The sequence below is a fragment of the Bacteroides difficilis genome, from assembly GCF_048319815.1.
Lineage (GTDB): Bacteria > Bacteroidota > Bacteroidia > Bacteroidales > Bacteroidaceae > Bacteroides > Bacteroides zhangwenhongii.
In genome coordinates, this window is record NZ_CP182814.1 from 3037395 (window position 1) to 3056297 (window position 18903).

Genomic DNA, 18903 nt, shown 5'->3' on the forward strand with positions numbered 1-18903 from the left:
ATTATTATGAAGAAAAATAAATTATATACATTTTTTCTAGTTTTTTCAAGTTTGTATTTATTTTCTTCTTGTTTGAATTCACTAGATGTAATCCCGGAAGGTCAGCACTCATATGACGAGATTTTTGCTAATGAAGTAACTACCGGAGCATATTTAAATTCTTGTTATGAAGATATTCCCGGGTTTGCGGTACAATATTCGTGGGGAACAAACTTACCTATTATTCTAACAGACGATGCATGGGAATATACTACAAATACCAATTATGTAGGAGTTGCATATAAGGGAATGAAATCTGATAAGTGGAGTAATAAACTGATTGCAGACAACAATAATTGGGGAAAGGGTAACAGGACATCTTGGGATTTGTTTTTCAGAAACATAAGGAGATGCAATTTATTTATAAGCAGAATTGACAATGCAGTAGTTCCAACAGAACAGGATAGGGCTCACTGGAAGGCTGAAGCAAGGGTACTTCGTGCATATTATTATTGGGAACTAATATCCAGATTTGGAGGTGTACCTATTATAAAGGATGTGCTTCCTGTTGATTATGATGGTGCAGATTTAAGAAGAGAATCTTTCAAAACTTGTGCTGATTTTATAATTTCAGAATGTGAAGAAGCAATGAAGGTTCCTGAATTCCCTTGGAGATATGAAAAAGCCGGAGAGGAAATACGAATGACCAAGGCTATTGCTGCAATGGTAAAATCAAGAACTGCATTGTATATGGCAAGCCCTTTATTCTGTGATGGACAGAATTATTGGGCTGATGCAGAACGTATAACAAAGGAAAGTCTTGATGCTTGTCTAGCAAATGGTTATGAACTGTATACAGAGGTGAGGAATACGAATCTGTATGGAGATAATGCATTTTATGAATATTCTACTTCACAGGCTGATTATGGACCTTCTCCAATAGATAAAGAAACAATATGGATAGCTAAGTTTCAGATGGGAGGAAATGCTTCGATTAAATTTAACGGATTACCATCAAATGGTGCTAGTAAATCCGGTATTTGTCCTACCCAGGAACTTGTAGATGCATTCCCAATGAAAGACGGTACATATGTATTAGATTTAAAAGAACCCTACAAAGACGAACTTCATCTTGAGCCAAACTATGCAAGCGGAACTACATATAATCCTCAAAAACCTTACGAGAACAGAGACCCACGTTTTTATGCAATAATATTTTATAATGGTTCGCAAACAATGAATAAAAATCAGAAAATGTTCGATATATGGACATATAACGGGGCTAAAGATGGTATAAAGATGGGGGATATTAAAAGAACATGTACAGGATATTATATGCGCAAGTATATGCGCCCGGATTCTTATCCTGGATCATGGTTAAAAATTCATTGGAGAATGATGCGTTTGCCGGAATTATATTTAAATTATGCAGAAGCTGCTATTGAGAATGGTAATTGGAAAGATGCAGTTGATGCTATAAAGCCTATAAGGGATCGCGTAAAGATGAAAAACATTAATCCTTCAAATCAGGAGGAAGCCAGATTGATGGTTCAGAATGAAAGGAGAATTGAAATGGCTATGGAAGAATGCAGATATAATGATATCCGCAGATGGACTAAACCTGGTGAGGAGATGAAGTATGGTGGAAAGCATCTAACTGCGATGTGGATAGAGAAGGTAGGTAATACTTATGAGTACCATAGATGTCCGATAGGTCAATCTTACGATAAGAAGACAGACTCTTTTGTAGGAACACCATGGACAAGAGAAACTTATAAAAGTAAGTATTTGCTTCACGGTTTAGAATTAGACGAAGCAAACAGACTTGAAGCAGTTACAGGAGTAAACTGGCAAAACCCAGGTTGGGATTAAATTTCATTTATAAAACAAAAAATATTGGATATCATGAGAAAATACTATATAAGTAAGTTTTTCGCATTGTCTGTAATATTGATGATGAACTTAAACTTGATAAATGCTCAGTCTCGTTCCATAAAGGGATATGTATGTAATGATTCTGGAGACAGACTTCCTGGAGCTATAGTTAGATTAGTAGGTGAAGACGATAATATAATTACTGATGCGAATGGTGAGTTTAGTGCAGAATTGTCTAACGGTACAAAATATTTGTTGGTAGAGTACGTAGGATATTCTACTAAAAAGATTAAAATTAATGACAAACTGAATTTGTATGTAAAGCTCGATAGAGACGTCAGCAATAAGTACCAGGAAGTAAATTTAATTAAAGATGTCCGTCCTTCATATTCTGTAGGAGGTTCTGCTATTGTCATAACCGGTGATGAGTTGAGAAAAACTCATAATCATCATTTGGCGGCAGCATTAGCAGGTAGAGTTCCCGGATTATATGTAAAGACAACCGGTAATGAGCCTAGTAAAGAAACATATTCATTGAATATAAGGGGAGCTTCTACAGTTAATGGTAGAGCTACTTTGATCCTTATTGACGGAATGATAGGAAGTCTTGATAATGTTAACGTCAATGATGTCGAAAGTGTCACTATTATGAAGGATGCATCGTCATCTGTCTTGTATGGTATGCAGGCTGCTGCCGGTATAATATACGTAAAGACAAAGCGTGGAGGAGTTTCTGCTCCCTCTATTAACGTAGACGTGAACTATACGTTACAGAATGCAATAGTAAGACCAAAGATGATATCTTCAGGTGATTATGCAACAATGATTAATCAGGCTTGGAAAAATGACGGTTTTGGTGATTACTATATATATTCACAAGATGAAATAGATAATTATTATAATGGAACTGATAGGAATCTGTATCCAAATAATAATTGGTATGATATGTTTATGAAGGATGTTGTACAGACTCAGAATATTTATACCAGTGCTCATGGTGGAACTAAATATGTCAAATATTATGCAAGTTTAGGATATATGCATCAGGATTCTCCATTCAAGACCGCTGATGCATTGAAAACTTACGGTCTTAACAGATTTGACTTCAGATCGAATGTGGATTTCCTGATAAATGACTATATCAAGGGATATGTGAATATTGCAGCGCGAATAAATAAAGAATTGTCACCGAATGCTACAGATGGAACCGGAGGTGTTATGAGTTCTATATTTGATATGTCTCCCGTCATATATGGTCCGTTGACACCGGATGGAAAGGTTGTAGTAACTCCTGAGAATACAAATCCTACATTTGGTAGGCTGAACAGATCAGGATATGTTAAAGGAACAGACTATAATTTGTCGACTAACATTGGTTTGGAATTTGACTTAAAATTCATAACTCCAGGTCTTAAAACATCAGGTAATATTATTTATTTCAATAATACTACATCTCAAAATAAGGGAAATACTGACTATGAGCGCTGGACAAGGGATTTGACAAATACAAATGAATTATTGTTTTATCAATATGGCACTACAGAAAAGGAACCTCTTCTTTTCTCAAAATCAACACAAAGTTCTATCAGGTCACAATATGATTGGAATATTGACTATAACAGATCTTTCAACAGACATAAATTGGGAGTAAATTTGTTTTTGTCTCAACAGTACTATAATGCAAATAAAATTCAGGGAGTACAGCCTGTATTGAGAATGACATATGGAGGTCGTTTGTCATATGGTTATGATAATCTGATTTTTGCTGATTTTACAGCAGGATATCAAGGTTCTGAACAATTCTCGAAAGGAAACAGGTATGGTTTCTTCCCTTCCGGTTCTTTAGCTTTTGTCGCAACTAATCTGGATGCCTTGAAGAACAATAGAGTATTGTCTTACTTAAAGTTCCATACTTCTTATGGACTTGTTGGTAATGATAATTTTGGTGATGACAGGTTCCTTTATAGAGATTATCTGGCTAGTGCAGCAAGTAATGGAGGAATAAATTATTTATCCAAACCTATAGATATAATAAGATTGGGTAATCCGAATTTGACTTGGGAAAAATCAAAGATATTCAATGTAGGTGTAGATTTCAGCTTATTTAATCAGTTGTCTGTTGGTGTTGAATATTATAATGACAGAAGAACAAGCATATTGGTTGATGATAATATCACTCCATTGTTGAACGGACTTTCTTCTGATTATTTAAGCAAGATAAATCTTAGTGAGATTCATAATTCCGGAGTTGATTTGTCTCTGGGTTATTTCAAGCAGATTAATAAAGATTTTTCTCTTGGCTTAAGTTCTAATTTCGCATTTAACAAGAATGAAATTATTGAAATTGGAGAATTGCCTAAAGCAGACGATTATGCATATAAATATAGGCAGACAGGATATAGAATAGGTCAGACTTGGGGATATGAAATTGATTATTCTAATGGTAACGGATATTTTAACAGTCAGGAAGAAATTGACAAATCAGGACTTACTTATGTCGGTAAATCTCCAAGACCTGGTGATTTTATATATATAGACCAAAATAGTGATAATATAATTGATGAGAAAGATATAGTTCCTATTGGCGAGTCAACAATACCTCAGATTGCTTGGGGGGCAGAATTGTTCCTTAAGTGGAGATCATGGGACGTTTCTGTTTTATTCCAAGGATTGGGCAAGTTCGGTGGTTTCAACAATGGAATAGGATATTATGAAACATATAATAACGGTACTTTCTTTGAACATCACTTAAAAGCCTGGACATCTGAAAGGTATGCTAATGGCGAGGTGATACTGGCTCCTGCTCTGACAAAACAAGGAAGTTCCAGCCAAAAGAACAATAACTATTATTATCAGAATAAAGGCTTCGCCAGACTTAAGAACGTAGAAATTGGTTATACAATGAAGGATAAAGCTTTTATGAAGAAGATGCATATTAACCAATTAAGATTTTATATCAGTGGTATGAATCTTTTAACTTGGGATCATATGAAAACCAATGATATAGATGTTGAAGGTGGAAAGGTATCCAATTTCCCAACTTCTCAGTATTGGACTGTAGGTTTAAACTTAAACTTTTAAATTAATTACTTATGAAAATAATTAATATAATAACATTAGGAGTGACAATATTATTGAGTTCTTCGTGTGAAAGTGTTTTCGAGTACGATGCTGATGACAGAAAAAATTATGACGAAATTTTTTCTGATTATAATATGACTGCACAATATCTTAATACATGTTACAAGAAAATGCCGGGTTATGGCAGATATAGCGCCGGTGGTACTTTTATTGCAAGTTTTACTGATGAGGCGCAGGATGCTAATGATGTGAAGGGTTCTAAAGCTTATTCTTATTATTTGGGTTCTATGAGTTCATCAAACAATATGATGAATACTAACCTATATAAAGACCTTTATGAAGGTATATATCATTGTAATGTATTTATAGAAAATGTTGATAAAGTTCCTGTTTTTACTATACCAGCATATCGTAGTAGATGGAAAGGAGAGGCATACTTATTACGTGCTTATTATGCATGGGAATTAATTAAACATTATGGCCCGTTGCCTATAATAAGGACCTCAAATACAGAAGACTATGATTATTCAAAAGTTGAAAGACCATCTTTTTATCAATGTGTAAAGGATATAATTGCCGATTGTGATATGGCGTTGAGCGAGCCTGAATTATTGTGGAGAGTAGAAAATGGAACTGAAAATGGTTCAATGACACGAGGTATAGCCTATGCTATAAAATCTCAAGCAATATTGTATGCTGCAAGTCCTTTGTGGTGTAACGGTGAAAATCATTGGAAAGAGGCTGCAGAAATAACCAAGGAATCGCTTGATAAGTTGTTGGAAGAGAGTAGATACGGTATTTATAATCCAGCACCTGCTAAATTGGTCAATAAAAAAGCGTATGGCTCTTATCAAGATTATTTCCTTCAAGGGGTTGGTGTAGGAACTAAACCTATTAATACTGAGGGAATTTATGTGTCAAAGAATAATATAAAAACTCTTTGGGCACAATATGGATTGCCTATTTTTAAGGATGCAGGTGTTGTAAATAGTGGTATTTCACCTTCTCAGGAATTGGTAGATGCATATGAAACAATTGATGGCGTTCCAATATTAAATCTTGAAAAGCCATATTTGGATGAAGATCATTTAATTCCTAACTATAATCCTGAAGCTTTAAAGGAAAATGGTGGTAAATATGATCCGAATAATCCTTACGAAAATAGAGATTTGAGATTAAAATCAACCATATATTATAATGGTATATTCCATAATCAGGAAAATAATACTCAAGTGGTAGAAACTTTTGTTGATGGTAATTGTGGAATTTCCTCTGTAAGCGAGCAATATACAAGGACAGGATATTATCTAAGAAAGTTCATGCATTGGAAAACCAATAAAAATCAGGATCTTAACGGATATTGGTCATATTATAGACTTGCAGAAATGTATTTAAATTATGCTGAAGCAATGTTGGAATATAAGGGAGCATGTGATGAAGTCTATGATGCTATCAACGTTGTCAGAACTCGTGCAAAAATGCCTAACCTTGTTAAAGGTACAATGGATACAGATGAGCTGCGTTTAAGATTACGTAATGAACGTCGTGTAGAATTTGCTTTTGAGGAACACCGTTATTTCGACCTCAGACGTTGGAAGTTGAACGATAAATATGAAGGTGTGGTTACAGGTATGAAGATTGAAAAGAATGATGATGGAAACCTAACTTATAATAGATTTGTTGTTCAAAAGAGAGATGTAGTAGATGACAAATATCGTATTTGGCCTATTCCATTGGAAGAAGAACTCAAATATGAAAGATTAAATATTGATTTCCAAAACCCAGGATGGTAATTAGTGTAAAACTCTGATTATCTATATTTTATCCCTACTAATAGTATATGTCTAATAGTAGGGATAATATCAATTAATAAAATTATTATATTAACATATATACATATCATAGTAAGTCGGTTTTGTAACTGTGAATAACGTAAATATCCCAGAAGAAAGACTTAGACTTTCATAGGCTGCAAATACTGATAGAGAAATATATTATAATATAGTCAATGTGGTGTATAGAGTTGATTGGTCTGATATTGTCCATATACCTTACTTCCCCGTTTCAACGATAATAAATATATAAACCTTATTATATTATGATTGACACAATTCCTTATTCAGATAATGAACTTCTTAAAATGGTAAAAGAAGGTAATGAAGAGGCTTTCAGGCAACTTTTCTTTAAGTTCTATCCAAGACTTCTCAGATATGCAGTGAGGTATGTAAATGATGAGGATATAGCTGAAGATATCCTTCAGGATTGCTTTATCTCTTTTTGGGAAAGAAAGAGTAGTATCAGATATATTTCGTTATCTTCTTTATTGTTTTGTATGGTTAGAAATGCTTGTTTGAACTATATAAAACATAACTCTTTGATTGAGAATATTTCTGTTGATTATGTATTTGATATAGGAGGAGAGGAGAAACTGTATTCATTGGATATGCAACTTTCGCCGGATGAGATACTTTTCCAAAAAGAGCTTAAGATACAAATATCAAAAGCTATATCATTATTGTCAGATAGAACTAGGCAGGTGTTTGTTTTAAGCAGGTTTAGAGGACTTAAAAATAATGAAATCGCTGATAGACTTAATATTACTACTAAAGCAGTAGAGAAACATATTACAAAATCTTTGAAAATAATTTCATCTTACTTAGAGAACCAATCTCTTGATACTAAGTATTTTATAATAGTATCTCTGTTTTTCTTATCCTAAAAGAAAAAAAACTTATAAAAATAGGTAGGGTAAGAATGGATAGAATTGTTTTATCAGTAGAAAGACTAATGATATGAAAAATATGGAAGAGATAAAATCAACAGCTTTTTTGTATTTTCAAGGTAAAATTTCTCTTGAAGATGAAAAGGTCTTGTTTGATTTTATAAATGATAGTAATGAGAATATGAAACTGTTCCGTCAATGGGAAAGTGAATGGATAAGTGGATATATTAATGAATATGAGATGGCAGATAAATGGGCGAGACTACAAACGCGGATGAATACTTCTAGAATATCTTTATCTCATGACAGGAATAGAAAGTTGAATTCGGGATGGTTGTCGGTAGCAGCTTCTATCATGATTATAATATCATTGTCTGTTTACTTGTATGATAGATTTACCGGAAAAAGCAATGACTTATATTTTGTAAGTGAAGTACCTTCAGGTCAAAAGTCGAAGTTGGTTCTACCGGACGGAACTATGGTGTGGTTGAATGGTGGGTCAACTTTGAAATACCCGAATAATTTCTCTGATAAAAAGCGTAATGTTGTGTTGGATGGCGAGGGGTATTTTGAGGTTACATCCAGAAATGGTGTACCATTTACAGTTTCAACGTCGGCATACGATATAATAGTAAAGGGAACTAAATTTAATGTATGTGCGTACGATATTGATGCAACTTCCTTGACAAGTCTTATTGAAGGTAAGATTGAAATAGATTATAAAGATGAGTTGTATGAAGTATCACCTGGAGAAGGTGTATGTATAAATAAGAATAAAGGAACTGTTGAAAGTTTTAGGTCGGATGTTGATGATTCAAATGCCTGGATTGATGGCAGGATAGAATATGAAAAAATTACTTTAGCGGACTTTGCTGCGAAGCTTTCAAGAAAGTATGGTGTAGAGGTGTGTATTGAAAACAATGAAATAAAATGTCATACGTTCAGAATTTCTTTGAAAAATAATGAAACACTAGTGCAAGTTCTGGATGGTTTGCAATTAATTATACCGTTTGAGTATACTATTGATAAAGATAGAATAATAATTAAATAGCTAGAGATATGTAATATATTTTTCTAAATTCTAAAATTTAATCACTATGTTTAACCGAACATGTCTTTTAAGATTACTGTTAGGAGCATCCATAGGTTGTGCAACTCTTAGTATTGATGCGCAAACAGTAAGTAAGACCTTTACAAATCAGTCTTTTAAGACTGTTTTAAAGGAAATTGAAACTCAAACAGGAATGTCTGTCATTTACAAAACGGACGAAGTAAATGAAAGTAAGAAGGTGACAATTACCTTGACCAATGCTTCTGTTACAGATGCCTTGTCAAAAGTTCTGGATCCTAATCTCACCTGGGAGATTCGTGATAAGATGATTGTCATATCCAGAAAAAATCAGTCTTCGTCTGCAAAGAAAGTTACTGTAAAAGGAAAAATCCTTGATTCTCAAAACATGCCTGTTATAGGAGCTTCTGTAATAGAAAAAGGAACTTCTAACGGAACAATAACAGATTTTGATGGAAATTTTACTTTTACTGCATCAGAAAACTCTGTATTGCAGGTCTCTTATGTGGGCTACAAGTCTCAACAGTTTGCTGCAGTTGGAGGTAAAGAGTTGTCAATTGTACTTAAAGAAGATACAGAGGTTCTTGATGAAGTGGTTGTAATAGGATATGGTACTACAACTAAAAGAAAATTGACTGGCTCTGTTTCAAGCCTAAATGCAGAAAAACTCGAATCAACACCTTTCCCGAATGTTACACAAGCTCTTCAAGGTCAGGTTCCTGGTCTTATTGTAAATAGTTCTGGAGGAGCTTTGGGGGAAATGCCATCAATATCCATTCGTGGTGGAGAGACGCCATTGTTTGTAATCGATGGTGTTATTTCTGATGCTTTCGTATTTTCAACCTTAAATCCTGAAGATATCGAATCTATGTCGTTCTTGAAGGATGCTTCTGCTACTGCCGTTTATGGTTCTAAGGCAGGTAACGGTATTGTGCTTGTACAGACCAAGAAAGGTAAAACCGGAACTCCAAAAGTGAGGTATTCAATGAATCTGCAATTGAGTCAGCCTACTGTTTTGCCAGCTCCTCTTGATACTTATGAATTTGCAGAAATGGCTAATCAGGTATATCTCAATGAGGGAAGCGAACCATTCTGGACACCGGAACAGATGGCTTTGATTGGTAAAGATCCTGATTATCCCAACAACAATTGGCAGGATTTGGTACTGAAGAATTTGTCGCCGGAACAAAAACATACGTTATCTGTAGGCGGAGGAAGTGAGCATACCAATTATTATGTGTCTTTAGGATACATGGGACAGGAAGGTATATTAAAGTCTGACGCTTCTAATCTTGATAGAACTACTTTAAGAAGTAATGTAACTACAAAGTTTGAAAATATCGGTCTGGAAATAAATACAGCCCTTAATGGAAGTATTCAGAATACTAGAGAGCCTTATGATGGCAGTTGGTTCCAATTGTTATATAATACTAGACCATATGTACCTGGTTATAATCCGGATGGAACACTTGCTGCCGGCAATGAAAATCCTTTGGTTAGGTTTGACAAGGATTCCGGTTATATAAAGAAAAGAAAAAAATATCTGAATGGCCAGATATCTGCAACCTGGAAACCTAAATGGGTAGATGGCTTGTCTTTCTCAGGAATGGTAAACTATAATGATATAGATTATTTTGAAAAATCATGGAATGCTACGGCTAAGCAATACGAGCTTGACGGTTCTTTATATCAGTCAAGTGTAAAACCCTCTATGGATGTAAAATCCGGTTATAGCAGGATCTTTGATATGGAGTTTAAAGCTGCCTATCTTAAGACTTTCGGAAAACATACGTTAGATGCAACTTTTGTATATACCCAGCGAAAAGGTTTTTCTGAATTTGTTAGTGCAGGTAGAAAAAATTATATATCTACATCAATGGATCAGCTGTTTGCCGGATCTGTAGATGGACTGACAAATGATGGGTCGGCTGCTGAATCTGCCAGTATGGGTTATGTAGGTCGTCTTAAATATGACTATCTTTCAAAATATATTATTGAATTCAGTGGACGTTATGATGGTAATGACAATTTTCATCCTGACAAAAGATGGGGATTTTTCCCTGCTGTATCAGCAGTTTGGATGATTTCGGATGAAAACTTTATGCAGAAGCTTAATGATAAGAATATTCTAAACAGTCTAAAACTTAGAGCATCTTATGGAGAGACAGGTATCTCGGACGGCGTTACCCGATTTGGGTATATGGCATTGTATAATCAGGGTGCAATGAAGGAATATTATAATGCAGGTAATATATTGAATGTCACTTTCTCTGAAGGAAATCTTGTTAATCCGTTGGCTTTGACATGGTATACCAGAAAGTCATTTAATGTTGGCTTTGATTTTGCTTCCTTGAACAACAGACTTGAAGGTTCTTTAGACTATTTCTATTATAAAACGTCAGGATATCTGATGAGTCCTAATAATATTTATGCTACTACGTTAGGAAAACCACTTCCTGAAATTACTTCTGGCTCAAAGCATCGTCGTGCCGGTTTTGAACTGAACTTAAGATATAAGGAAAAACGTGGAAACTGGTACTATGAAATCGGTGGAAACATCTCCTATTACAACCAGTTATGGGAACAGCTGGATTCTGAAGACCTGGCTACATTGAAGAATCCTTATACAAGGCAGACTCATGAAAAGGATTACTTTTATTCGATGTATTTAAGTGACGGATTGTTCCAGAATAAGGAGCAGATATTGAATTCTCCTAGACCATTGCCTTCTACAGAAACTTCAATGGGTGACATAAAATATATTGATGCAAATGGGGACGGTAAAATAGACTCAAATGATATGCGTAGGGTAGGACAACCTTCTATGCCTCATTTGAATTATGGTTTTGATTTTAGAGTAGAATATAAAGGATGGTCGCTTTCAGCTTTATTCCAGGGAACAGGTGACAGATATATAGCAATGGGACAACAGATGCAACGTGGTGATTATGCAAGTGTTATTACAAAGTTCCAGGCTGATTATTGGACGCCTGAAAATACGGATGCAAGATTCCCCCGAGTAACAAAAGCTGGTTACCCGAATGGTGAAAACAATGCTCTTGTTACTGATTTCTTTAATATGAATGCCAAATATTTCCGATTGAAGAATTTACAGATAAGCTATAATTTAAAACGTGATTTGCTTAAGAACTGTAATTTTATTCAAGGTTGTAGGATTACATTGAGCGGAACTAATTTATTTACAGTATCAGACGTTCTGGATTTCACTGATCCTGAAGCGAAGATGATAGAGCCAGATAAGATTGAGAAAAATCTTCGTTCTATATCTGGTGCTTCATATCCTGTCTTCAGGACATACTCTTTAGGACTAAATGTTGAATTTTAAAAATTAAAGATATGAATAAGTTTAAGATATTAATATCGGGTTTTGCTATTGTTATGGCAATGTCTTCTTGTGATGATTTATTGAATACAAAACCCCTTGATAGTTATTCAGATGATTTGATTTGGAGTGATTATAAACTTGTTGAGGGTGTTATAAACAATGCATATAAAGATATAGTTAAAGAATATATTTACACTCCTTTGGAGTTGGATGCTTATTATGGTGCTGCTAATGATGATTATTCTGATAATATTATAATCTCAACTAATAATGTGGTGACTATAATAAAGGATCAGATGACTCCGGATAAGGATTATCGTTGGTCTACTGCCTTTCCTCTTATCAGGCAGGCTAATCTGATTATAGAGAATGTCGGTAAATCTGACTTTCCTGATAATATAAAGAAAGAAATGATAGCAGAAGGAAAAATGCTTAGGGCTATGATATATTTCAATAAAGCTCGGTTATTTGGAAAGTTTGTTTTAATTGATAAGGTTCTTACACCAGAAGACGAACTGCAATTAGGGAGAAGTAAGACCATAAAGGAAACTTATGATTTTATACTTAAAGACTTGAAGGATGCTGCTTCCGGCTTGCCTGAGAATGCAGAGAATGGATACTTTACCAAAGGTGCAGCGCTGGCACTAAAAGCTGAGGTCGCTCTTCATGGAGCTTCTTATATTGAAACAGGAAAAGAAGACTATTACAAGGAAGTTAAAACCAGCAGCGAGGAGTTGTTCAAATTAGGTTATTCATTGGATAGTGACTATAAAAAGATGTTCAATGATTATGATTATGCTTCAAATTCTAAGGAAATTATCTTTGCTTTGTGGAGAAATAAATCAGTTACACAATATAAGGATACTCCAATGCAACAATTTACACCAAATGCAGAGACTAATGTGTTGCATGACTTTGCATGGCCTAAGCTTAAACAGAATTTTTTGGGTTGGGGAAACAGGTGGCCTTCACAGGATTTGGTTGATGAATATGAGGTAATAGACCGTGACGGTAAGGCCAAGAAGTGGAATGAGACTTCGTATTATGAGGATTATATTAATAATCCGGGCACATATTGGGTTTCAGATCATTTATATAAACATCGTGACCAACGTTTTTATGCATCAATAGCTTATGATTCTACTTATATTTATGAAAATTTGGTTGTAACAAGAATTACAGGTAATATGCATAGAAAATCCTTAAATAAGGCTTCAAAGCTTTCTACCAGAACCGGGTATTTTGTAAGAAAGACCTTATATGAGAAGGAGCCTATATTCGCTCAAAACTATACTGACTATCATCATGTAATTTTGAGATTAGGAAGGTCTTATTTGAATTATGCAGAAGCGTGCCTAAGGTTGAATGAAAAAGATAAGGCTATTGAGTATATTAATAAGACCCGTACTTTACACGGAGGTCTTCCAGCTCATACAGCTGCTGCTATGACTCTTGATGATGCCTGGAAGGCATATAAATCTGAAAGAAGAGTTGAACTCTTTTTTGAAGGTGACAGATATTGGTCTTTGATTCGCTGGGGTAAAGCTGATGGTTTGGAAGTTATTCCTGAATTGAATCATGCATTCCAAACATTGGAAATTGCTGCTGATGGGCATTCGTATGAGATGATTGATGTACCAGATGTACATGGACTGAATTCTCGTGCTTTTTCAGCTAAGAGATATTTGTTCCCTATTCCTAAGAAAGAAATGGAACTAAACAAGAATCTTGCAAATGATCAAAATCCTGGTTGGAACTAATTAAAATTGTAGATTATGAAAAAAATATATAATGTATTGCTTTCCTTATTTCTGATGACAATGATTTCTTCATGTCTGAAGGCGGGTTTAGAAGAGCTTCCTGCATATGAGGATGCTGATATTACTAATTTCAAGTTTGAATATCGTTGGTTTGATGATGCCAAGAACAGAATGTGTGTAGAACAAATGACTGTTAAGACCATAATAGATAAAGAGAATCTTATTGTAACTTGTGATATTACAGTTCCAAAGGCTGATGATGATTTTCCTAAAGAAATTAGGGACGGTGTCTCTTTATCAAATTTGGTAGGTTACTGTGATATATCTACTGCTGCAGTTATAGCGCCAGTTGGTGATTCTCCTAAACTAGGAGAGATACAGGATTTTAGTACACAGAATGAAATGAGTTATAAAGTTACAGCGGCAAATGGTGATAGTAAAACTTGGACTCTGAAAATAGATTCATTCAATAAATAATAATCTATACCCGTTGGCGGAATTAAATTGATAAAATAAATATGTATAAAAGGTTGTACATATCGCTGGTTATTAGTAAATTAGAAGTGACCAAACTATTAATTTACAATAAAGCTATGCACAACCTATATGCAATATTCGCAAAATTCCTGAACATATGCAAGCAAGTTGCAGGTAATTTAGTAAATGAATCAGGTAATATTCCCAGAAGAGGTGTTGTTCCACGATTCTCCGATCTTGAAGTAATTGCATTAAATATGACTTCAGAAGCAATGGGAATTGACAGTGAATCCTTGCTGTTTTCTAAATTGCAGGATTATAGAAAGGAAATTCCCAATCTCATCTCGCGCAGACAATACAATGACAGGCGTAAGATAACCTCATCTCTTTGTAATGCAATCAGGGAAAGGCTTGTTAAGGATATAGACGGTGGTGAAGACTATTTCTGTATTGATTCAAAACCTATAGAGGTCTGTCGTTTTGCACGTGCAAAACGCTGTAGTATGGGAAAGAATAATTTTGAGAAAGCGCCGTCAATCGGATACTGTGCCTCACAAGGAATATATTATTACGGATATAAGCTGCATGCAGTCTGTGGTTTAAGTGGAGTAATCCATTCTTTTGATCTTACCAAGGCAAGTGTACCTGACATTCATTATTTGAATGATGTCAAGGTGGAATATTGCAACAGTACTTTTATAGGTGACAAAGGGTATTTAAGTGCCAGTGTACAATTGGATTTGTTTGAAACAGCAAATATCAGGCTGGAAGTTCCATACAGAGCTAACCAGAAAGATTGGAAACCTGTATTCCCCGGGTTTGCCAAAGCAAGAAAAAGAATTGAAACCCTATTCTCACAGCTATGTGACCAGTTTATGATTATAAGAAATTACGCCAAAGATACAGATGGATTGTTTGCCCGAATTATAGGGAAGATTAGCGCACTTACAATCCTACAATACATCAACTATAAAAACAACAAACCCATTGGCAAAGTTAAATATGCGCTGATTTAATTCCGCCAACGGGTTAATCTATATATTATTTTATGTGTAATGTATGAGGGTGTGTCAAAATGATACATCCTCTTTTTGTTATCACAAAGCCTCGACTTTCCCAAGCCGAGGCTTTGATATATCCTAAAAAATAAGTATCTTTAGGAATGACATTTAAAGCCCTTATGTGGTGTCTGCTGTGGAAAGTTTGTTTTACCATAGGATTATGGTTAGGTTTTCTTAGCCATATCAGACGATATCAGTAATACAAAAAGAGAGGCGTGTTACCGCCTCCCCAAGTAGCATTACTGCGTACCGTCAGGATGTTTATTGCTGGTAGGTTGCTCCTCAGCAGAGCCTACTTCCTATTAACATCCTGATACAAAGATATAAAACTAAAGTTAATTATTAATGAATTATCCAACTTTGTTTGGATTTTAAATGGAAGTATTATGAGTGTAAAGAATAAATCTTTTTTAGTTTCTGATAATGATGTGTTTCTGGATGTTAACCTTACTGTCAGTGAGAGTAAACGTCTTATAGCAAAAGGAATAATCAATATGCCTTTAGTAAAAGATAAATTACAAAAAGGTATGATTATAATAACAAAAGGTTCTACTAATTCATATATTGCAGAGGAGTTGATGAAGAAAACAATAGAACATGGCAGTTTCCTTCTTGGACATTTTATTCCTGCAGGAAAAGAAGCACTAAATATTAAGAAGAACCATATTAAAGAAATAGTATTTGAGAATGGAAAACTTATTGATATAAGTTATTCTGAAGCTCTAAGGTTATTGAAACCCGGAGATTTGGTGTTAAAGGGTGGTAATCTTTTAAATTATTCTAGAAAACAGGCTGCTGTCTGTATAGGTGCATATGATGGCGGTACAACTCATAAGTTTCTGCCATATGTAGGTGAGAATAAAGCCAAATTGGTAATTCCTATCGGTCTTGAGAAAGAAACCTCTCTAAACTTGGAAGATTCTGAAAATGTTTTAAATGCTAATAATGAAAGATTAGGTTCTATACCTAAACTTTATTTATTTAAAACCGGAATGATTTTTACAGAGATAGAGGCTATTCAACAGTATGCAAATGTAAAGGTCTTTTTATACGGCCTTGGTGGATTGTCTGGAAGAGAAGGAGGTATATCATTTATTGTTGTAGGGACAAAGGAAGAAATAATAAAAGTGAAATCATTTATTCAAACTATTAAAGGTGAACCTCCTTTTTAGATTAAAACTTCATGGAGTGATAAAATCTATGTGTCTAGTATTTCAGAAAGGGGGAAATGGGATGCCAATGTCATCTTTCAGAACTGACAGATAGCCATTAAAAAAAGTGTCATGATTTAATGATTCATGACACTCTTATTATGGTCAGCTTAGAAACTGATTGTGGTATCTTTTATTCCCTTTGATGATAGATTAATGACGGTTTTTTCGTTTTTGCCGTTTGACTGCACAGTGACAAGCAATGTACCGTTTTGTGCCTTTCGACGGTCTGTCTTGAAATTTCCTGTATAATACAAATTAGGCGAGTCTATACCAATAAGTTTTGCTCCACCCGTTACGGAAACGATGATCTCATTTTCAGCCTCTGGGACAGTCCTGCCTTTATCGTCTGTTAGCCTTATCTCTATTATATTAATATCTTTTCCGTCTCTTGACATTTCTTTCCATACCGGATTGGCCTGAATCTTAGAAACAGATCCTGTTGTTTCAAGTTTGCATGTACCGACTTTCTTTCCGTTGCGGTAGCCTATAGCTTCAAGTTTGCCGGGTTTGTATGAGACCTCAAACTCTGCATAATAAGTGTCCTTTCCTGTTTCCTTTCTTCCTAAAGACTTGCCGTTTAGCGTAAGCATCCGATAAAGTACACTATAAAAAAAGGCTGTATCTCCTTTCAAGTTAAGCAGCCATCTATGGTTGTATCTCCATCATTCTTTATTCCTTTCTTTCCATTTGTGTGGCAACATTTGTAGCAGTTCCTCATAATTTGCCTTCTGCATATATGGCATTCTTGCTATAACGTCATTCAGATACGTGCGCGGATTTACTTTATGCGCTTTGCACGTTGCCAGCAACGAACAGACGACACTCATGCTGACGGCCGCCTGATGGTCTCCACAGAACAGGTAGTTCTTTCTACCCAGTGTGATTGGTCGGATGGCATTTTCAGCCAGATTGTTATCAATATGGATACGTCCGTCCTGCAGATACCTCATCATGTTCTCCCAGCGGGTATAGGCGTAGGTTATCGCCTTCCCGGTCAGGCTGTTTGGGCTGTATTTTATCCCTTCTGTTTCCATCCATAGCTTCAAGGCATCCATAATGGGGCCGGCAAGTTCCTGACGTTTTCCCATTCGTTCATTTTCTGTAAGCTGCATCTGGTCACAGTCATGTTCTATGCGATATAGAAGCTGTATTTCTTTTAAGGCATGTTCCGCCATCTGTCTGTTTTCAGCAAGTGCCTGCTCAAAATACCTGCGTATATGAGCCATGCAGTTAACAAGGCGCACGTTCGGGTTGGCCTTGAAAGCAGATTCGTAACCCTCAAAGCCGTCACATTGGAAATAACCCTTGAAGTCTTTAGCCAGTTGCCCTATCACCGTACCTGACCGTGATCCTTTGTCATAATGGAAAAGCACCAGTCGTTCGACTACTGCCCTGACCATCCACAAGTATTCCTTGTTGGTCTGATGTCCTGCCTTGTCCAGTACAGGTACGGTCGTTTCATCCCCCTGTATGTAGTCGGATTTCATGATTTCCTGCCTGAGTACCTCGTAAAGTGGCTTGAGAAGTTCAACCGCAGGCTTGAACCATCCGTCTATGGTACTTTCACTGGCCTTGAAGCCCAGGTGATGCAACTGTTTCACCTGGCGGTAGAAGGGAAGATGATACTCATATTTCTGCAGGAGTATCTCCGCCAAAAGTGTAGGCCCCGCTATCCCTTTGTATATAGGCAACAGCGGCATGGCTGCTATCTCCACTCCTTTTCTGCCGAGGGGTGGAAGTGAAGTGTTGTCTTTAAGGGCATACTTGGGGCGTACAATCTCCTTTATATACAGTTGTCCGGGCTTATGTTCCACCACACGGGTCACTTCCTCACCAATCTTCCTGTACAGTTCCAGGTCAATGTCTTCCGGCTCGATGATTACCCTTTCAAGTACGGGAAGACCTTCCATTATCCTGCGGTTATTCCGTTCCCGTTTCTTGCTCTCCACCGTTTCTTTTGTGATGGTCTGCACCGCTGCTTCACGCGCTTTTTCCAGTTCAGCCGCATTATCAGGAAGAAAGTCACCGAACAGGTCAGGCTGGCTGGAATCAAGAGACGGGAGTTTCTCTGACTTGTGACCGAAAAGCTGGCGGTTCAGCCATGCGACTTGAGCCGTCAGCTCATTGAGACGATTCTGTAAGGATTCATTCTGCCGGGTAAGCCTGATGATGGTCTCAGCCTGGGATGCGTTCACCTGCTGCAGGGACTGCAGCATTGAGTTCATCTGTGAAAGCATCTCTTCCTGAGTCATAATCCGTTTCTTTTAATTACACTATAAATGTACAAAATATATCCCGGACAGACAAGGAATACGACAT

At 35.9% G+C, this 18903-nt stretch carries 12 protein-coding genes; 10 read left to right on the forward strand and 2 right to left on the reverse strand.

Features of this window, described 5'->3' with window-relative positions:
• The first annotated feature begins 6 nt into the window (after positions 1-6).
• The 10 genes from ACNOGP_RS11395 (at position 7) to ACNOGP_RS11440 (ending at position 16542) form a co-directional block, all read left to right on the forward strand.
• A complete protein-coding gene (locus tag ACNOGP_RS11395; protein WP_081084223.1) occupies positions 7-1851 on the forward strand; it encodes a RagB/SusD family nutrient uptake outer membrane protein in 1845 nt (614 codons plus the stop codon).
• A 33-nt stretch (positions 1852-1884) separates the two neighbouring features.
• Positions 1885-4935: a SusC/RagA family TonB-linked outer membrane protein gene (locus ACNOGP_RS11400; protein WP_060451295.1), complete on the forward strand. Its 3051-nt coding sequence runs from the start codon at positions 1885-1887 to the stop codon at positions 4933-4935.
• A gap of 11 nt (positions 4936-4946) precedes the next feature.
• A complete protein-coding gene (locus ACNOGP_RS11405; RefSeq protein ID WP_080973944.1) occupies positions 4947-6728 on the forward strand; it encodes a RagB/SusD family nutrient uptake outer membrane protein in 1782 nt (593 codons plus the stop codon).
• 305 nt (positions 6729-7033) lie between these two features.
• Positions 7034-7654 carry an RNA polymerase sigma-70 factor gene (locus ACNOGP_RS11410; RefSeq protein ID WP_044917864.1) on the forward strand — a complete coding sequence of 207 codons (621 nt, stop codon included), beginning with the start codon at positions 7034-7036 and terminating at the stop codon, positions 7652-7654.
• Positions 7655-7727: 73 nt separating this feature from the next.
• Positions 7728-8708, forward strand: a complete 981-nt coding sequence (locus tag ACNOGP_RS11415) for a FecR family protein (RefSeq protein WP_072066923.1) — start codon at positions 7728-7730, stop codon at positions 8706-8708.
• Positions 8709-8754: 46 nt separating this feature from the next.
• Positions 8755-12072 carry a TonB-dependent receptor gene (locus ACNOGP_RS11420; RefSeq protein ID WP_081084229.1) on the forward strand — a complete coding sequence of 1106 codons (3318 nt, stop codon included), beginning with the start codon at positions 8755-8757 and terminating at the stop codon, positions 12070-12072.
• An 11-nt stretch (positions 12073-12083) separates the two neighbouring features.
• A complete protein-coding gene (locus tag ACNOGP_RS11425) occupies positions 12084-13832 on the forward strand; it encodes a RagB/SusD family nutrient uptake outer membrane protein (protein ID WP_060451317.1) in 1749 nt (582 codons plus the stop codon).
• Positions 13833-13847: 15 nt separating this feature from the next.
• Complete coding sequence (locus ACNOGP_RS11430) at positions 13848-14309, forward strand: DUF5018-related domain-containing protein (protein ID WP_060451316.1); 462 nt, start codon at positions 13848-13850, stop codon at positions 14307-14309.
• 41 nt (positions 14310-14350) lie between these two features.
• Positions 14351-15325, forward strand: a complete 975-nt coding sequence (locus ACNOGP_RS11435; protein ID WP_060451315.1) for an IS982 family transposase — start codon at positions 14351-14353, stop codon at positions 15323-15325.
• 431 nt (positions 15326-15756) lie between these two features.
• Positions 15757-16542 carry a hypothetical protein gene (locus tag ACNOGP_RS11440; protein ID WP_060451314.1) on the forward strand — a complete coding sequence of 262 codons (786 nt, stop codon included), beginning with the start codon at positions 15757-15759 and terminating at the stop codon, positions 16540-16542.
• Positions 16543-16691: 149 nt separating this feature from the next.
• On the opposite strand, the gene ACNOGP_RS11445 is transcribed toward ACNOGP_RS11440, so the two are convergent.
• Both ACNOGP_RS11445 and tnpC read right to left on the reverse strand, forming a co-directional pair.
• Positions 16692-17174: a DUF4982 domain-containing protein gene (locus ACNOGP_RS11445; protein ID WP_192920643.1), complete on the reverse strand. Its 483-nt coding sequence runs from the start codon at positions 17172-17174 to the stop codon at positions 16692-16694.
• A gap of 72 nt (positions 17175-17246) precedes the next feature.
• The gene (gene tnpC / locus ACNOGP_RS11450; protein ID WP_060451333.1) at positions 17247-18836 is read right to left on the reverse strand and encodes an IS66 family transposase; all 1590 of its coding nucleotides are present in this window, start codon (positions 18834-18836) and stop codon (positions 17247-17249) included.
• Between the last annotated feature and the right edge of the window lie 67 nt (positions 18837-18903).

Bases quoted from the DNA above. Each gene is read 5' to 3' on its own strand.
- ACNOGP_RS11395 (WP_081084223.1), top strand. From the start codon at position 7: ATGAAGAAAAATAAATTATATACATTTTTTCTAGTTTTTTCAAGTTTG.
- ACNOGP_RS11400 (WP_060451295.1), top strand. From the start codon at position 1,885: ATGAGAAAATACTATATAAGTAAGTTTTTCGCATTGTCTGTAATATTG.
- ACNOGP_RS11405 (WP_080973944.1), top strand. From the start codon at position 4,947: ATGAAAATAATTAATATAATAACATTAGGAGTGACAATATTATTGAGT.
- ACNOGP_RS11410 (WP_044917864.1), top strand. From the start codon at position 7,034: ATGATTGACACAATTCCTTATTCAGATAATGAACTTCTTAAAATGGTA.
- ACNOGP_RS11415 (WP_072066923.1), top strand. From the start codon at position 7,728: ATGAAAAATATGGAAGAGATAAAATCAACAGCTTTTTTGTATTTTCAA.
- ACNOGP_RS11420 (WP_081084229.1), top strand. From the start codon at position 8,755: ATGTTTAACCGAACATGTCTTTTAAGATTACTGTTAGGAGCATCCATA.
- ACNOGP_RS11425 (WP_060451317.1), top strand. From the start codon at position 12,084: ATGAATAAGTTTAAGATATTAATATCGGGTTTTGCTATTGTTATGGCA.
- ACNOGP_RS11430 (WP_060451316.1), top strand. From the start codon at position 13,848: ATGAAAAAAATATATAATGTATTGCTTTCCTTATTTCTGATGACAATG.
- ACNOGP_RS11435 (WP_060451315.1), top strand. From the start codon at position 14,351: ATGTATAAAAGGTTGTACATATCGCTGGTTATTAGTAAATTAGAAGTG.
- ACNOGP_RS11440 (WP_060451314.1), top strand. From the start codon at position 15,757: ATGAGTGTAAAGAATAAATCTTTTTTAGTTTCTGATAATGATGTGTTT.
- ACNOGP_RS11445 (WP_192920643.1), bottom strand. From the start codon at position 17,174: ATGCTTACGCTAAACGGCAAGTCTTTAGGAAGAAAGGAAACAGGAAAG.
- tnpC (WP_060451333.1), bottom strand. From the start codon at position 18,836: ATGACTCAGGAAGAGATGCTTTCACAGATGAACTCAATGCTGCAGTCC.